Consider the following 15228-nt stretch of genomic DNA (forward strand, 5'->3'; position numbering starts at 1 on the left):
CTAGAACCCGTACTCCTTCCAGCGGCGGTCGACCTTCGCCGCCGTCGCGGTGTCCGACTCGACCATGTCCGGCCAGCCGCCGTCCCTGGTGTACCCCTCCTCGGGCAGCTTCTTCGTCGCGTCGATGCCCGCCTTGCCGCCCCAGAACTGCTGGTACGAGGCGTGGTCGAGGTGGTCGACCGGCCCCTCGACGACGGTCAGGTCCCGCGCGTAGTCCGTGTTGCCGAGGGCCCGCCAGGACACCTCGTGGAGGTTGTGCACGTCGCAGTCCGCGTCGACCACGATGATCAGCTTGGTCAGCGACATCATGTGGGCGCCCCAGATGGCGTGCATGACCTTCTGGGCGTGCTTGGGGTACTTCTTGTCGATCGAGACGATCGCGCAGTTGTGGAAGCCGCCCGACTCGGGCAGGTGGTAGTCCACGATGTCCGGGACGATGATCTTGAGCAGCGGCAGGAAGAACCGCTCGGTGGCCCGGCCCAGCGGGCCGTCCTCCGTCGGCGGCCGGCCCACCACGATCGACTGGAGCAGCGGCCGCCTGCGCATCGTCACGCAGTCGATGGTCAGCGCCGGGAACGGCTCCTGCGGCGTGTAGAAGCCGGTGTGGTCGCCGAAGGGGCCCTCCGGCAGCATCTCGCCGGGCTCCAGCCAGCCCTCCAGGACCACCTCGGCACTGGCCGGGACCTGGAGCGGAACGGTCTTGCAGTCCACCATCTCGATCCGCTTCCCCTGGACGAACCCGGCGAACATGTACTCGTCCATGTCACCGGGGAGCGGCGCGGTGGAGGCGTAGGTGACGGCCGGCGGGCAGCCGAAGGCGATGGCGACCGGCAGCTTCTCGCCGCGCTTGGCGGCCACCTGGTAGTGGTTGCGGCTGTCCTTGTGGATCTGCCAGTGCATGCCGATGGTGCGCTTGTCGTGGCGCTGGAGGCGGTACAGGCCCAGGTTCCGTACGCCGGTCTCCGGGTGCTTGGTGTGGGTCAGGCCCAGGTTGAAGAACGAGCCGCCGTCCTGCGGCCAGGTGAACAGCGCGGGCAGCTGCTCCAGGTCCACCTCGTCGCCCTGGAGGACGACCTCCTGGACCGGGGCGCTGTCGCCCTTGACCTTCTTCGGCGGGACGTGCGCCATGTTCGCGAGCTTGCCGAAGGCCTCGCGCACGCCGACGAAGCCGTGCGGCAGCTCCGGCTTGAGCAGCCCGCCGATCTTCTCGCTGATCTCGTCGTACGACGTCAGGCCGAGCGCCTTGAGCAGCCGGCGGTCGGTGCCGTACACGTTCATGGCCAGCGGCATCGACGAGCCCTTGACGTTCTCGAAGAGCAGCGCCGGGCCGCCGGACTTCTGCACCCGGTCGACGATCTCGCCGACTTCCAGATGCGGATCGACCTCGGCCTTGATGCGCTTGAGGTCACCCTCCCGGTCGAGCGCGCGCAGGAACGAGCGAAGATCGTCATAAGCCATGCTGTCCAGTATCCGGTACGCACTACCCTGGACGGGTCACCGGGCCCCGTGAGGCCCGCCCGTCAGCACAGGGGGGCTGCTTCCGCAATGCTCAGGTATCTGCCGTTCCTTCTGATCCTGGCGCTGTGGATCTACGCGTTCATCGACTGCCTGAACACGCCGGAGAACCAGGTCCGCGGTCTGCCGAAGATCGCCTGGGTCTTCATCATCCTGCTGTTCGGCGAGGTCCTCATCGGCCCGGTCGCCTGGCTGGTGGCCGGCCGGCCGCGGCACGCACCCGCCGGCGGCGGCGCGCCGTGGCCCCGCGGCGCGCGCGGCCCGGCCCGGAAGTGGGTCGCGCCGGACGACAACCCCGAGTTCCTGCGCTCGCTCAAGGACGAGAACAAGAAGGACGAGGGCAGGAAGGACGACGGCAGGAAGGACGAGGCGCTCCTGAAGGACTGGGAGGCCGACCTGCGGCGCCGCGAGGAGGAGCTGCGGCGCAAGGACAAGGGTTCGTCGGACGGGGAGGGGAACACCCCGCCGTCCAAGGGCTGAGGGCGCCCACCGGCACGTACGGCCACCCGCGCGTACGGCCCGCCCCGTACGCCCACCGGCGCGTACGGCCACCCCCTACGCCCCCTCGTCCCGCACGCGCCCGCTCGCGCACCGGCCGGATCCGGGCCCGCGCGTTGCCGCGCCGCACCGGAACGAGGAGAGTGGCCGTCGTGAGGGACCTGGAGCGCGAGATGCTGGCGACGGCGGTCGCCGAGGCACGGGCCGGGCTGGCCGAGGGCGGCATCCCCATCGGCGCCGCGCTGTACGACCCCGACGGCGCCCTCCTCGGGAGCGGCCGCAACCGTCGCGTCCAGGACGGCGACCCCACCGCGCACGCGGAGACCACCGCCTTCCGCGCCGCCGGCCGGCGGCGCGTCTACCGCGGCACGACGATGGTCACCACCCTCTCCCCGTGCTGGTTCTGCAGCGGTCTGATCCGCCAGTTCGGCATCTCGCGCGTCCTGATCGGCGAGGCCCGTACGTACCACGGCGGACACGGCTGGCTGGCGCAGAGCGGCATACGGGTCGTGCTGCTGGACGACGCGGAATGCGCGGCGATGATGCGGAAGTTCATCGCGGCCCGCCCCGCGCTGTGGCAGGAGGACATCGGCGATGAATGAGCACCCGGCCCCCGCGCCCGACGCCGGCCCCATCCCCACCATCGACCTCGCCCGCCGGCGGACGGACGGCCCGGACGCACGCCGCGCGACCGCGGCGGCCGTCGACGCGGCCCTCCGGACCACCGGCTTCCTCCTCATCACCGGCCACGGCCTCGACCAGGACCTGCGCACCCGCATCCGCCGCACCGCCCGTACGTTCTTCGCCCTGCCCGCCGCGGAGAAGCAGCCGTACGCCACCGAGGTCGGCGGGCGCGGCTGGCTGGGCCCCGGCGCCGAGGCCAACGGTGCCGCCGAAGGCACCGCGACCCCGCCGGACCTGAAGGAGTCGCTGTCCTTCGCCTCCGAGGAGCCGACCGGCGACCCGGCCGTTGACGCCGAGTGGTTCCTGCCCAACATCTGGCCCCACCAGGTCCCGGCGCTCCGCCTCGACGTCCAGGACCTCCTGACCGCCCTGCGCACCCTCTCCGACGACCTCCTCGAACTGCTCGCCACCACCCTCGGCGCCGCCCCCGACCGCTTCACCCGCCACACCACCCACCCCACCTGGGGCTTCAACATCAACTGGTATCCGGGTACGGAGACGGTGGGCGAGGCACTGCCCGGCCAGTTCCGCATCGGCCCGCACACCGACTTCGGTACGGTCACGGTCCTGGACCGGCAGCACGGCAAGGGCGGCCTCCAGGTGTGGACCGACCCGGCGGCCGGCGGCACCGGCTGGCAGGACGCCCCGTACGTCCCCGGCTCCCTGACCGTCAACATCGGCGATCTGATGGCCCGCTGGACCGACGGCCGCTGGCGCGCCGGCCGCCACCGCGTCCTGCCGCCTCCACCCGACGCCCCCGCCGAAGAGCTGATGTCCCTCGTCTACTTCTACGAGTGCGACCCCGGCACGCGCGTGGGCACCCTGGCCGACTCCCACACGTACCTGCGCGCCCAGCTGAACGCCATCACCGCGGACGGCGCCAGCACTCCCTGACCCGCGTAATTCGGTGGCCGCCCGGGCGCCGCCCACCACACACTGACGACCCATGAACAGCCGGATCTCTCATACCGTCCCCGAACCCCTGCGCCGCATCCGCGCCGCCCACACCGCCACCACGGTCACCGTCTACCAGGCGTACGCCCCGTCCCTCGGCCTCCCCGCCGCCCGCGACGGCCGCTTCCCGCCCGCCTGGAAGCGGGAGCGGATGACGTGGATCAAACCGTCGTTCCTGTGGATGATGTACCGCTGCGGCTGGGCCACCAAGCCCGACCAGGAACGCGTCCTCGCCATCGAGATCGACCGTGCGGGCTTCGACTGGGCCCTGCGCCACGCCTGCCTGTCCCACTACGACCCCGCCGTCCACACCGACCGGGACGCCTGGAAGCGGCAGCTGCGCGACTCCCCCGCCCGCATCCAGTGGGACCCCGAACGCGACCTCGACCTGGCACCGCTCCCGTACCGCTCCCTCCAGCTGGGCCTGGCGGGCGAGGCGTCCCGCCGCTACGCCGACGAGTGGACGGTCGCCATCCACGACGTCACCCCACTGGCCCACAAGATCCACGCCCTCGTCCGCGCGGGCGACACGGCAGCGGCAACCGCCCTCCTCCCCGAGGAGCGCCCCTACCTCGCGGCTGCGTAATCAGCCCGCAATTCCCGCCACCGCTTCAGATCCCACGACGACCAGTCCTTGGGGCGACCGTCCAGGGCATCGGTGAGGAATTCGAAGTGATGATGCCAGCCGGCGAGACAGTCGAGCCGGTAGGCGGCGGAGCCGGTGAATTCATTGGTGAAGTGCAGACAGGTGCCGCCGGTACCGCCGGCACCGTCGGGCCGAAGCTCGAAGCGAATACGACCGTGGACATCGACGGTGTATTCAGCCAGCCGCAGCGGCCCCCAGCCGGTGACCTGCCCGGAAGCCGCCGTCGCATTGCCGAGCTCATCGGTGTTCTGCCAGCGGAGCGTGACCGCCCCGCCCTCCCGCCGTACGAACGGATCCGCCAGGGCGAGCCAGCCCGGCAGCCCCTCCTGAGTGGCCACCGCGCCCCAGACCCGCTCCACCCCCTGGGGAAGGCGCAGCCCGTACCGGAGGGTATGGGTATCACCGTCGGAAACAGCGGTGCCGTACGGGACGGGGCTCTCCGGATGATCCATGAGGCCACCATCGCGCACGGCACCGGGTCCGGCAGGTCGGGGTGGGGCAGGTGGGTCAGATCCCCGAGTAGGAATGCAGCCCCGGGAAGAGCCTGCCGGTAGTGATCGCGCAGGCGGCTTTCAGCCACATCCGGCGGGTGCCTCGAATGCCAGAAGTGCTTGCTCCGCAACCGTCCGAGAGCCCCGACCGGGCAATCTTCACCCCACGTGCGGCCTCCGGCCTCAGTGGAGTCGGGTTGCGGGACAGACAACCACCTCGGTGGCAGCGTTTCGGACACCAACTCCATTGCCTACACGCGACGTTGGCGTCCACTCCCGGTAGACTCTTCCGACCTGCCGGCGACTGCCGACCGTTGAGGACGAGATCACAGAAGACCAGGGGGATGCACATGACGTGCTTAGGCCACGTGGGTTCCGCCACGTGGTTGCCAGGCACTCGCTGCACCAGCGATGCGCTCTGGCTGCGACCTCAGTGCGAAGACATTGGTCGTCCGGCCGTCATGTACAGACACTCCCGCGACATCCGGACGCCGATGTTCTGACCGAACTCGGAAGGATCGTCGTTGTCCACTCAGGCACCGGTGTGCAATCACCGCGTCTACGAAGTCGTGATCGTCTTTCTGGTGTCCGTGATCGCAGGCTTGGTGGGCGGCCTTCTCTGGTCCGCTCTCGGCATGTCGCCTGTATCTGCGGTCGGCACTGGTGGTGCAGTCTTCGTCGGAGCCTTCGGGCTCAGCATGACGGCTGTCACATACATCAAGAAGCAGAACAACTGATGGTTGCTGTGTGGGGGCGGCTTCGGGTGGGGCTGCCCCCGCGCGGGGTGCAACTGTAGGGTCGCCGCCGTATGCCGGGAGACCCGCCCCGGCTCATTCGGCCATCCCGTTGTCGGGGATATGCCGTTCCTCCGACTCGGCGAACTCTTCGGATGCAGTCAACCGCTCGCCCCTGCTCTCAGCCACCCTAAGTGCGTCCCGCAGCGCTTCACAGAGACGAGTGCTCAGGAAACGGAATTCGAGAGCCCCGGCCTTTCGGTCTCCAAGTATTTCGGCTGCGTGGCCGAGCAGTTCGTCTCCCATAGCGAGCTGAACTTCTTCCATCTCGTCGGCGAGCCGGGAAAGGATGCCGCCGTTGTCGTCGGTCATCAGATACGAGCGCTGACCGGCGAGCCCCGGCCAGGGGAGCAGTCGCGGGCGGGTGCTCACCGTGCCACCGCCGCGCGGTACGAAGCGGTCGGCAGCGACTCGAAAGCCCTGTCCATTCGGTTCCGCATGTCGACCCGCCTTTCTCAGGTTGGTCATGCCCTGGGGTGCCCTCACACATCGCCGGGCGTCTTGTCACGACAGTCAACGACCGACTTCGGCCAGGCGGCAGCGTTCATACGGGGGTTCACGTGGTCATGGGGTCCTGAATCCCGCGCGAGGGGGTTCACGATGAACCCCCTCGTACGCAGGGACCGGCTGTGCCACTATGAATACTCGCCGTGACGCCCGGGGGTGTCAGCAGGGTCATGCGCAAGAAGCCGAACCACCAATTGGCCGCCGTCATGGCGGAGGCCGGTGCCTCGAACAAAGGGCTGGCCAAACGCATCCGCGAGGTCGCGCGGCGGCACGGTGACCACCTCGGTACGACGCACGTTGCCGTCCAGCGGTGGCTGGACGGGTGCGGTATCCAACGGCAGACGGCGCTGTACGTCGCCGAGGCGTTCAGCGACAAGTTACGGCGGAGGATCACGCCACAAGACCTGGGGTTTCCCGGGTCCCCGCAGATCCTCGACAGCTCAGCCGGCATGGGCTGTGCCACTTCACTCCCCGAGGTGCTGGACGTGCTCGGCGGCCTCACACACCAGTGCCCCGAAGACGGCCGGTCGGACGAAATGCAACTCCCTGACGCCGACATGCATTCCGCTGTCCTTGCGTGGCTCATCTCCCGGCCGGAGGGTGTGCCCGGTAACACACCCGCCACTCGCCGAGTGGGCATGCAGGACGTCGCCGCCATCCGTACTGCGGCCGGGTTCTTCATGCAGCTGGACTTCCAGTTCGGTGGCGGGCATGCGCACAAAGCCTTCCGGCACTACTTCCGGGAAGACGTGCTTCCCCTCCTGGGAGCCTGCTACAGCGCCAAGGTGGGTGAAGCACTGTTCAAAGCCGCCTCGGAGATGGCCCAGTTGCTGGCCTGGAGCGCGTACGACATCGGGAATCACGCTCTCGCCGATCGTTACCTGCTGTCTGCTCTGCGACTTGCTCAGGTGGTCGGCGACCGCATGATGGGCGCGCGCATTCTGACCAACTTGAGCCATCAAGCCAACTACCTGGGCAAGGCGCCCCGGGCCCTGACGTTGGCCCGCGCCTCGGTGGAGGGCGGCAAGGCCGGCTCCACGCCCCGGGCGTTGGCGTTGTTCTCCGCCCACGAAGCCCGCGCCCTGTCCACGGCCCAGGACCGCAAGGGCGCTGCGCGCGCGATGAATGAGGCGGAAAGGTTCTTCGAACGGGCCGGGAGTGCCACTGACCCGGAATGGCTCGCCTATATGGATGAAGCCGAGCTGAACGGCGAATTCTGTCACTGCTTCCGAGACCTCGGGCAGGGAGCCGAGGCCATTCGGTTCGCCGAACGCGCCGTCGCGCTCACCGACCCCAAGTACGCCCGGTCGCTCGGGTTCTGCCGCATGGTGCTCGCCCAGAGCCAATTGCTCAACGGTGATCTCGAAGCGGCTCTGTCCACCGCACGGCTTGCTGTCGAAGCGGGAGACACCCTCCAGTCAGCCCGGTTCCAACGTTACGTGGACGACTTCCGGCGCGAGGTGTCCGTCCGAGCGGCGCATCCCGTCATCCAGCGGTTCAATGAACAGCTAAGGGAGGCGATGGGTGGGGGGGTAGGTGAGGTGGACGACGAATGAAGCGGTTCATCCCGGCTTCCACGCGCGTGGCTCGTCCTCGTTCCGGAGCGAGGAGATCCGGCGGGCGTATTCCTCCGCCGTTTCGGCGTTCTCGGCGACGTTCTGCATGAGCCATGTCGTCATCTTGAATTCCTGCAGGGCTCGCAGGGTGGGGAAGCCCGGCCAGCCGCCCAGGTCCCGGCCGTATGCGCCGACGAAGGCGCCGTACTGTTCCATGGTCTGCCAGCCCAGGCTGTAATGCTCGGTGGCAGTGACCATCAAATCCCATTCGGGATGGTCGAAGCTGAACCGTTCGAGGTCGATCAGGATGACCTGACCGGTACGATCCACCATCAGGTTCTGTACGTGCGCGTCCCCGTGCACGGCGCATTTCCGGGATTCGAAGCGCAGGCTCGCGACGCGCTCCCGGAGTTCCTGCGCTCGCTTGCGCAGGAAGGCTCGGTCGTCCTCCGGTATGCCGACTGCCGCTGCGATGCGCCGGTCGGTCCGGCCCAGGGCCGGGTACGGCCGTAATGCCAGCGAGTCCGGCGGGCTGAGCGCATGCAGATCCCGCAGAACCGCCCCCAGCTCCCCGTACGTCGGCTTCCTGTCGCCTTCCTCGATCAGGTGCCAGAACGTGACGGGGCGGCCGTCGACGACCATGGGTTGCTCCAGGTCCTCGATCACGCGCGTCACGGGGAACCCCGTACGCGTCAGCCAGCGGGACACCCGTATCTCGCCCCGGACCGCATCCAGGTATTCCGCCGAGCGGGCGATCCGCACCACCACAGGGTGTGCCGCCAGCCGGAACAGCGCGTTTTCCCCGAAGCGGAGCAAGCGCGCCCCGCCGCTGTCGAGGCCTGCCCGCCGGCAGGCCCCGGCCAGCACCCGGGCGGCGCCACCCGACGTGAACGACATGACTCCATGCCCCGTGCTCTGCTCGGCGTCGGACGGCATGCCCGTATTCACTCCCTCAGCGCCGCCGGCTCATAGCCAGGCCGTCCGGCTCAGATCCCCGAGTACGAATGCAGCCCCGAGAAGAAGTAATTCACCACGTAGTAATTGAAGATGTACGTCAGGAACGCGAACAGGCCCAGGTAGGCGGCCTTGCGGCCCTTCCAGCCGACGGTGGCGCGGGCGTGGAGGTAGGCGGCGTAGGCGACCCAGGTGACGAAGGACCAGATCTCCTTGGAGTCCCAGCCCCAGTAGCGGCCCCAGGCCTCGCCGGCCCAGACCGCGCCCGCGATGATCGTGAAGGTCCACAGGGGGAAGATCGTGGCGTTCACGCGGTAGGAGAACTTGTCCAGGCTGGCGGCCGCGGGGAGGCGCTCCATCACAGAGGTGGCGAAGGCGCCGGGCTGCTTGCCGGACGGGTCGGCCAGCTTGGCCTCGTAGCGGTCGCGGAAGAGGTAGAGCAGCGTGGAGACGGCGCCGAGGTAGAGGAAGGCGCCGGAGATGATCGCGCAGCTGACGTGGATCCACAGCCAGTACGAGTGCAGGGCCGGGACCAGCTGGGAGCTTTCGGTGTAGAGCCAGGTGACGGCCACGCCGAGGTCCAGCAGGACGGTGGCGGTCAGCAGCAGGCCGATCCAGCGGACGTTCTTCCGCAGGGCGAGGAGGATGAGGTACGCGGCCACCGCGACCATGCCGAAGGTCGTGGAGAACTCGTACATGTTGCCCCAGGGGGCACGCTGCACGGACAGGCCGCGGGTCAGGACGCCGCCGAAGTGGATCAGGAACGCGAGGGTGGTCAGCGAGATGGCGATGCGGCCGTAGAGGTCGCCCTTCTCGGTGCCGCCCGCGGCGCCCGGGCCGTCCGGGACGTCCCGGTTGCCGTTGGTCGCGCGGGTGACGACCTTGGGGCGCTCCAGTACGGCGGTGCCGCCGCCCTGCTCGGCCGTGCGGGCCGCCGCTGCCTTGGCGGGCGCGGGCACGGTGGCGGTCAGGGCCGCCGCCGTACGGCCGACCTTGCTGCGGCTGCCGAAGGCCCACTCGGCGAGGTGCGCGAGGAAGGCGAGGGTGTAGACGGCCATGGCCGAGTAGATCAGCATGTTGCTGATACTGGCCAGGTTCTCGTTGGTGGCTGCGGCAGCGATGTTCACGCGCGCGCTCCTTCGGAGGGGTCGGCAGGATCATCGGCGGAGTCGGTGCGCTTCGCCGCGTTCTCGGGGCCGGTGGGGGCGGGTTTCTTCTCGTCGGCGGCCGGGGCCGGGGTGGGGACCGGCTTGGCGGTCGCGTCCGTATCCGTACCCGAGTCGGAGTCCGTGGTCGCGTCCGTATCCGTACCCGGGTCGGAGTCCGTGGCCGCCTCCGCCGCCACCGGCGCCTCCGGCTCCAGGGCCGCGGCCAGGTCCGCCAGTTCCTCCGGCAGGCGGGCGGACTCGCTGCGGCCCAGGCCCGCCATCTCGACGACGGTCACGCCGTCGGCGCCGCGTACGGCCCGTACCCACACCCGGCGGCGCTGGATGAACAGCGAGCCGGCCAGGCCGGCCAGGATGGCGATCGCGCCGATCAGGGCGAGGCCGTTGCCGGGCTGGTGGGAGACCTGGAAGGTGGCCCACTGCTTGACGCCGACGAACTTGATGCTGCCGTCGCCGCCGGGGAGCCGCAGGCTCTCGCCGGGCTTCATCATCTGGGCGACGGCGCGGCCGTCCTGCTTGTACTGCTTGAGGTTCTTCTTCTCCAGCTGGTACACGCTCTGCGGCAGCCCGGAGTCCACGCCGAGGTCGCCGTGGTAGGCGGTCAGCGTCAGCCGCGGGTTGTCCAGCGCGGGGAACGTGGAGAACATCGAGCCCGAGCCCTTGCCGCCGTACGTCGGCACGAAGAAGCCGGAGAAGCCGAGCTGGTTGCGCTTGCCTGCCGCGGTCTGCGCGTTGGGCACCTTGACCACACCGGTGGAGGTGTAGTTCTGCATGTCCTGCGGCAGGAACGGCACCGCGCCGCTGTAGACCTTCTTGCCGCGGCCGTCGGTGACCTCGACGACCGGCGCGTAGCCGTGCGAGAGCAGGAAGATCTTGGAGTCGGCGATCTCCAGCGGGTGGTTGACCTCGATCTTGCCCTGGTGCTCCTGGCCGTCCGCGCCCTGGAAGTACGAGATGTTGGCGCGGAACTCGCGCGGGGTGCCCTTCTGGGGGCCGGTGCGCTCGTAGGACGCGTCGAAGCTCTTGAGGGAGAAGCCGAACGGTTCGAGGTCGTCGGTGTCGTAGAAGGCACCGGACTTGAAGTTGTCGTACTGGGTGAGGCTGTTCGCGAAGCCGTCGCCCTCGACCACCAGCTTGCCGCCCTCGGACTTCCACAGGCTGCCGACGGCGACCGCGACCAGGATCACGATCAGCGAGACGTGGAAGACCAGGTTGCCCGCCTCGCGCAGGTACCCCTTCTCGGCGGCGACCGCGTCATCGACGGTGTGGGCGCGGAAGCGGCGCTTCTTCAGCAGGCGCTGGGCGGCGCCGAGCACCTCGTCGGGCGCCCGGTCCGTACGCCAGGTCGTGTACGCGGGCAGCCGGGTCAGCCGGCGGGGGGCGCGCGGCGGGCGGCTGCGCAGCTGGCCGACGAACTGCCACGAGCGCGGCACGATGCAGCCGATCAGCGAGATGAACAGCAGCAGGTAGATCGCGGAGAACCACACCGAGCTGTAGACGTGGAACAGGCCCAGCTTGTCGTACAGCGGCGCCAGCGTCGGGTGGTCGGTGCGGAACTGCTCGACCTTGGTGGGGTCGATGCTGGTCTGCGGGACCAGCGAGCCGGGGATGGCGCCCAGCGAGAGCAGGAACAGCAGGATCAGCGCGACCCGCATCGAGGTCAGCTGCCGCCAGAACCAGCGGGCCCAGCCGATCGGTCCGAGGGACGGCAGGGAGACCTCCCCGGCCGCCTCTTCCTCGGGCGCGGTGGACAGCTGCGAGCCCGCGGCGCCGACCTCGGCGTCGTCGGCGTCGCGGGGGGTGTCGGTCTTGGAGGCCATCAATCAGATCCCTGGGGTGAAGCTGCTGGTCCAGCTCTGCAGGCCGGACATCATGTCGGCCCATACGCCGGTGAGGAGCAGGACGCCGAGCGCGACCATCATGCCGCCGCCGAGGCGCATCACCCACACATAGTGGCGTTTGACCCAGCCGAAGGCGCCCAGCGCCTTGCGGAAGGCGAGGGCGACGAAGACGAACGGCAGGCCCAGTCCCAGACAGTAGGCCACGGTCAGCAGGGCGCCGCGGCCGGCACTGGCCTGGTTGAGGGCGAGCGAGCTGACCGCGGTGAGCGTCGGGCCCAGGCACGGTGTCCAGCCGACGCCGAAGAGCACGCCGAGCACCGGCGCGCCGGCCAGGCCCATGGCGGGCTTCTTGTGGAAGCGCAGCTCGCGCTGGCCGAAGTTCTTCAGGACGCCCGCGAAGGCCAGCCCGAGCAGGATCATCAGGGCGCCGAGGACCTTGTTGATCAGGTCCTGGTAGTCCTGGAGCACCGTGCCGAAGTAGCCGAAGAGCGCGCCGCCGGAGACGAAGACGGCGGTGAAGCCGAGGACGAAGAGGGAGGCGCCGGCCAGCATCCGGCCGCGCTTGGCCTCGGCGAGGTCCGCTCCGGTCACGCCCGTGACGTAGGACATGTAGCCGGGTACGAGCGGCAGCACGCAGGGCGAGAAGAAGGAGACCAGGCCGCCGAGGAGGGCGACGGGCACGGCGAGCAGCAGCGCGCCCGAGGTGATGGTGGCGGCGGGGCCGGTGGCGGCGAGGGGGATCACGTGATCACTTCTCGTCGATCAGCGGCTTGAGCATCTTGTTCAGCTCCTCCTCGCCGAGCGGGCCGATGGACCGCGCGGCGATCCTTCCCTGCCGGTCGACGGCGATGGTGGAGGGGATCGCCTGCGGGTTGAGGCTGCCCTTGGGGAAGCGCAGCATCAGCTTGCCGGTCGGGTCGAACAGGCTCGGGTACGGCACCTTGTGCTGTTCCTCGAAGCTGACCGCCTGGGACTTCTGCGAGTCGCGGGTGTTGATGCCGACGAACTGGACGCCCCGGTCCTTGGTCTCGTTCGCGACCTTGGCGAAGTTGGGGGCCTCGGCGATGCAGGGGGCGCACCACGATCCCCAGACGTTGAGGACGACGACCTTGCCCTTGTAGTCCGCGATGTCCAGCTTGGCACCCTGGGTGGTTTCGCCGGAGATCTCGGGTACGGGTTTGCGGTCGGCCTTCGCGACCCGCTCGACGCCGTCCTTGCCCTCGACGAACTGGGTCTGCTCGGAGCCGCCCGAGCGGCCCTCGCCGCAGGCAGCGAGCGTCAGCGCCGCGAGCGCGGCGCCCGTGGCGAACAGGGCGGTGCGGCGATGACTGGCGAGTCGTCGGGGGACGCGGCAGGCACTCATGTGAAAAGTTTCGCATGGGGCGGTTACGGATCTTCCGCACCCCCCTCGCCGGGCCCGTGTCCGTCGTGTCCGGGCACGTCAGCGGGGTCTCACCGGTACGGGTACGGGCCGGAGCGCGCGGCCCCGGCCCGTACCCGTGCGCGTCTCAGGCCCCCGAGCGGCTCAGGCCCCCGACAGGAACGCCTTCCAGCCGCCGGCCGGCTTCTGGCCCACGCCCATGCCCTGGAGCTTGGTGACGACCTTGGGGTCCTGCGCGTCCAGCCAGTCGGTGAACTGGCGGAAGGAGACCAGCCGCACGTCCTTGCGCTTCTCGTCGGCGATGTGCTTCAGCGCCTCCTCGACGGCGTCCATGTAGATGCCGCCGTTCCACTGCTCGAAGTGGTTGCCGACGAACAGCGGCGCGCGGTTGGTCTCGTAGGCCCGCTCGAAGCCCTTGATGTAGGCGCCGGTGGCCTCCTTGCGCCAGCCCGGGTAGTTGGCGGGCGGGCCCTTGGTGGAGTTCTTCGACTGGTTGGCGAGGATGTTGTAGTCCATCGAGAGGACCTCGAAGCGGTGCCCGGGGAACGGTATCTGCTGGAGCGGGAAGTCCCACAGGCCCATCTTCTTCTTCGGCCAGCGCTGTACGCCGCCCGGCGAGCTGGCGTCGTAGCGCCAGCCCAGCTTCTTGGCGGTGGGCAGCAGGTTGTCCTGGCCGAGCAGGCACGGCGTACGGCCGCCGACCAGCTCCTTCTTGTAGTCGAACGGCAGCGGCTCCAGGTCGGTGAAGCCGGTGTTCGTGCGCCACTTCGTGACGAAGTCCATGGCCTGGTCGATCTCGGACTGCCACTGGGCCGGGGTCCAGTGCTTGACCGAGGTGCGGGCCTCGCCGCAGAAATGCCCGTTGAAGTGGGTGCCGATCTCGTGGCCCTCCAGCCACGCCTCCCGCACGTTCTGCAGCGTCGCCTTGATGTGCTCGTCGGAGAGGTAGCCGATGTCGGAGGCGCCGACCTTGTTGTTCGGGGGGCGGTAGAGGTGCTTCTTGGACTCCGGGAGGCAGTACAGCCCGGAGAGGAAGAAGGTCATCGCCGCGTTGTGGTCCTTGGCCAGCTTGCGGAAGCGCGGGAAGAGGCCGTTGCCGACCTCTCCCGCACCGTCCCACGAGAAGATCACGAACTGCGGCGGGGTCTCCCCCGGTTCCAGCCGGCGCGGTTTGTCCGGCTGGTGGGGCTGCGGACCGGCGTCGGCCGTGGAGCCGTCGCCGATCGGCTTGGCCTTCGCCCGTACGGTGTTCTTGCCTCCGCCGGGCTCGGAACCGGAGCCGGAGGAGCAGCCCGCGACGCCGAGCGCCGCGGCCGCACCCACTCCCATGCCCAGCAGGTTCCGCCGACTGATCGCGCGCATACCGTCGTCCCATCCGTACTCGTCACACTCAATATCCGTATAAACGGACATGGAGTAAGAGGTTCTGGCGAACACGGAGGTTCCGGGCTATTAGTGCAAATTCATTATTTTACTTTTTATTGATCTCGCGTAACACCGGTCCCTCGCGTCCCTCACGCAACAGGATGCGAGAAACCGGCTGGAGGTTACGCCCCGGCGGCCTTGGATTTCCCCGCCTGCGGCCTGGCGCCCGCCCGCAGGTGCGCCGGCACCAGATCGAGCGCCGGCTCGGTGTACCCCACCGAAATGATCTTGTCGCCGCGGAAGGTGAACGAGGTCAGCGAGGCGAGCGTGCACTGCCGCTTGCGCGGGTCGTGCCACAGCCGCCGCCGCTCCGCGAAGCTGCGCACGACCCAGATCGGCAGCTGGTGGCTGACCGCCACCGCCTCGTGCCCGCGGGCCGCGTCGCGCGCCGCGCCGAGCGCCGCCATCATCCGTACGACCTGCTCCAGATACGGCTCGCCCCACGACGGCCGGAACGGGTTGGTCAGGTACTTCCAGTTCCCCGGCTTCTTCAGCGCGCCGTCGCCGACCCCGAAGGTCTTGCCCTCGAAGACGTTGGCCGCCTCTATCAGCCGCTCGTCCGTGGCCAGGTCGAGGCCGTGCGCCTTGGCGATCGGCGTCGCGGTCTCCTGCGCCCGCTCCAGCGGGGACGCCACGACGTGCGTGACGTCCCGCCCCGCCAGGTGCTCGGCCACCCGGTCGGCCATCCGCCGGCCCAGCTCGGAGAGGTGGTAGCCGGGCCGCCGCCCGTACAGCACGCCCTCGGGGTTGTGCACCTCGCCGTGTCGCATCAGGTGGACAACGGTGATGTCTTCGCTGCTCATGTCACCCATCTTC

At 69.2% G+C, this 15228-nt stretch carries 16 protein-coding genes; 6 read left to right on the forward strand and 10 right to left on the reverse strand.

The window, feature by feature from the left end:
• Nucleotides 1–1458 (reverse strand): menaquinone biosynthesis decarboxylase, encoded by a 1458-nt coding sequence (locus IH45_RS0115420; protein WP_030667327.1) that lies wholly within the window; start codon nucleotides 1456–1458, stop codon nucleotides 1–3.
• Between the two features lie 87 nt (nucleotides 1459–1545).
• On the opposite strand from IH45_RS0115420, the gene IH45_RS0115425 reads away from it, so the two are divergent.
• The 4 genes from IH45_RS0115425 (at nucleotide 1546) to IH45_RS0115440 (ending at nucleotide 4237) form a co-directional block, all read left to right on the forward strand.
• A complete protein-coding gene (locus tag IH45_RS0115425) occupies nucleotides 1546–1995 on the forward strand; it encodes a PLD nuclease N-terminal domain-containing protein (protein ID WP_030667330.1) in 450 nt (149 codons plus the stop codon).
• Nucleotides 1996–2186: 191 nt separating this feature from the next.
• Complete coding sequence (locus tag IH45_RS0115430) at nucleotides 2187–2615, forward strand: nucleoside deaminase (RefSeq protein WP_050514886.1); 429 nt, start codon at nucleotides 2187–2189, stop codon at nucleotides 2613–2615.
• Complete coding sequence (locus tag IH45_RS0115435; protein ID WP_030667338.1) at nucleotides 2608–3591, forward strand: isopenicillin N synthase family dioxygenase; 984 nt, start codon at nucleotides 2608–2610, stop codon at nucleotides 3589–3591. Before IH45_RS0115430 ends, IH45_RS0115435 begins: the two co-directional genes overlap by 8 nt.
• 52 nt (nucleotides 3592–3643) lie before the next feature.
• A complete protein-coding gene (locus tag IH45_RS0115440) occupies nucleotides 3644–4237 on the forward strand; it encodes a DUF4291 domain-containing protein (RefSeq protein ID WP_030667354.1) in 594 nt (197 codons plus the stop codon).
• Here the strand turns inward: IH45_RS0115440 and IH45_RS0115445 are convergent.
• On the reverse strand, nucleotides 4219–4749 hold the full coding sequence (locus IH45_RS0115445) for an SRPBCC domain-containing protein (protein ID WP_030667356.1): 531 nt from the start codon (nucleotides 4747–4749) through the stop codon (nucleotides 4219–4221). The genes IH45_RS0115440 and IH45_RS0115445 overlap by 19 nt on opposite strands.
• A 563-nt stretch (nucleotides 4750–5312) precedes the next feature.
• Between IH45_RS0115445 and IH45_RS01000000143665 the strand changes: the two genes are divergently transcribed.
• Nucleotides 5313–5525: a hypothetical protein gene (locus IH45_RS01000000143665; protein ID WP_158813095.1), complete on the forward strand. Its 213-nt coding sequence runs from the start codon at nucleotides 5313–5315 to the stop codon at nucleotides 5523–5525.
• 93 nt (nucleotides 5526–5618) lie between these two features.
• Here the strand turns inward: IH45_RS01000000143665 and IH45_RS1000000151020 are convergent, their stop codons facing one another.
• Nucleotides 5619–6050: a hypothetical protein gene (locus IH45_RS1000000151020; protein ID WP_394298677.1), complete on the reverse strand. Its 432-nt coding sequence runs from the start codon at nucleotides 6048–6050 to the stop codon at nucleotides 5619–5621.
• A gap of 209 nt (nucleotides 6051–6259) precedes the next feature.
• On the opposite strand from IH45_RS1000000151020, the gene IH45_RS0115460 reads away from it, so the two are divergent.
• On the forward strand, nucleotides 6260–7645 hold the full coding sequence (locus tag IH45_RS0115460) for a hypothetical protein (RefSeq protein WP_030667360.1): 1386 nt from the start codon (nucleotides 6260–6262) through the stop codon (nucleotides 7643–7645).
• 6 nt (nucleotides 7646–7651) lie between these two features.
• On the opposite strand, the gene IH45_RS0115465 is transcribed toward IH45_RS0115460, so the two are convergent.
• The 7 genes from IH45_RS0115465 to IH45_RS0115495 form a co-directional block, all read right to left on the reverse strand.
• The gene (locus IH45_RS0115465) at nucleotides 7652–8581 is read right to left on the reverse strand and encodes a phosphotransferase enzyme family protein (protein WP_030667362.1); all 930 of its coding nucleotides are present in this window, start codon (nucleotides 8579–8581) and stop codon (nucleotides 7652–7654) included.
• Nucleotides 8582–8631: 50 nt separating this feature from the next.
• Nucleotides 8632–9726, reverse strand: a complete 1095-nt coding sequence (gene ccsB, locus IH45_RS0115470; protein WP_030667364.1) for a c-type cytochrome biogenesis protein CcsB — start codon at nucleotides 9724–9726, stop codon at nucleotides 8632–8634.
• On the reverse strand, nucleotides 9723–11585 hold the full coding sequence (gene resB / locus IH45_RS0115475) for a cytochrome c biogenesis protein ResB (protein WP_030667366.1): 1863 nt from the start codon (nucleotides 11583–11585) through the stop codon (nucleotides 9723–9725). The genes ccsB and resB overlap by 4 nt, the downstream gene beginning before the upstream one ends.
• A gap of 3 nt (nucleotides 11586–11588) precedes the next feature.
• Nucleotides 11589–12350 carry a cytochrome c biogenesis CcdA family protein gene (locus tag IH45_RS0115480; RefSeq protein ID WP_030667367.1) on the reverse strand — a complete coding sequence of 254 codons (762 nt, stop codon included), beginning with the start codon at nucleotides 12348–12350 and terminating at the stop codon, nucleotides 11589–11591.
• Nucleotides 12351–12354: 4 nt separating this feature from the next.
• Nucleotides 12355–12969, reverse strand: coding sequence for a TlpA family protein disulfide reductase (locus IH45_RS0115485; protein WP_030667369.1), 615 nt, complete (start codon nucleotides 12967–12969; stop codon nucleotides 12355–12357).
• A gap of 162 nt (nucleotides 12970–13131) precedes the next feature.
• Complete coding sequence (locus IH45_RS0115490) at nucleotides 13132–14349, reverse strand: polysaccharide deacetylase family protein (RefSeq protein WP_030667373.1); 1218 nt, start codon at nucleotides 14347–14349, stop codon at nucleotides 13132–13134.
• A 185-nt stretch (nucleotides 14350–14534) separates the two neighbouring features.
• Complete coding sequence (locus IH45_RS0115495) at nucleotides 14535–15215, reverse strand: histidine phosphatase family protein (protein WP_078897592.1); 681 nt, start codon at nucleotides 15213–15215, stop codon at nucleotides 14535–14537.
• Between the last annotated feature and the right edge of the window lie 13 nt (nucleotides 15216–15228).

Origin of the sequence: Streptomyces rimosus subsp. rimosus, assembly GCF_000720725.1 — a bacterium.
GTDB lineage: Bacteria > Actinomycetota > Actinomycetes > Streptomycetales > Streptomycetaceae > Streptomyces > Streptomyces rimosus_A.

Excerpts from the sequence above, each read along its gene's own strand:
- IH45_RS0115435 (WP_030667338.1), top strand. The coding sequence starts at position 2,608 with ATGAATGAGCACCCGGCCCCCGCGCCCGACGCCGGCCCCATCCCCACC.
- IH45_RS0115420 (WP_030667327.1), bottom strand. The coding sequence starts at position 1,458 with ATGGCTTATGACGATCTTCGCTCGTTCCTGCGCGCGCTCGACCGGGAG.
- IH45_RS0115465 (WP_030667362.1), bottom strand. The coding sequence starts at position 8,581 with ATGCCGTCCGACGCCGAGCAGAGCACGGGGCATGGAGTCATGTCGTTC.
- IH45_RS0115430 (WP_050514886.1), top strand. The coding sequence starts at position 2,187 with ATGCTGGCGACGGCGGTCGCCGAGGCACGGGCCGGGCTGGCCGAGGGC.
- IH45_RS0115460 (WP_030667360.1), top strand. The coding sequence starts at position 6,260 with ATGCGCAAGAAGCCGAACCACCAATTGGCCGCCGTCATGGCGGAGGCC.
- IH45_RS0115490 (WP_030667373.1), bottom strand. The coding sequence starts at position 14,349 with ATGCGCGCGATCAGTCGGCGGAACCTGCTGGGCATGGGAGTGGGTGCG.
- IH45_RS0115495 (WP_078897592.1), bottom strand. The coding sequence starts at position 15,215 with ATGAGCAGCGAAGACATCACCGTTGTCCACCTGATGCGACACGGCGAG.
- IH45_RS0115445 (WP_030667356.1), bottom strand. The coding sequence starts at position 4,749 with ATGGATCATCCGGAGAGCCCCGTCCCGTACGGCACCGCTGTTTCCGAC.
- IH45_RS0115440 (WP_030667354.1), top strand. The coding sequence starts at position 3,644 with ATGAACAGCCGGATCTCTCATACCGTCCCCGAACCCCTGCGCCGCATC.
- resB (WP_030667366.1), bottom strand. The coding sequence starts at position 11,585 with ATGGCCTCCAAGACCGACACCCCCCGCGACGCCGACGACGCCGAGGTC.
- IH45_RS1000000151020 (WP_394298677.1), bottom strand. The coding sequence starts at position 6,050 with ATGACCAACCTGAGAAAGGCGGGTCGACATGCGGAACCGAATGGACAG.
- IH45_RS0115425 (WP_030667330.1), top strand. The coding sequence starts at position 1,546 with ATGCTCAGGTATCTGCCGTTCCTTCTGATCCTGGCGCTGTGGATCTAC.
- IH45_RS0115485 (WP_030667369.1), bottom strand. The coding sequence starts at position 12,969 with ATGAGTGCCTGCCGCGTCCCCCGACGACTCGCCAGTCATCGCCGCACC.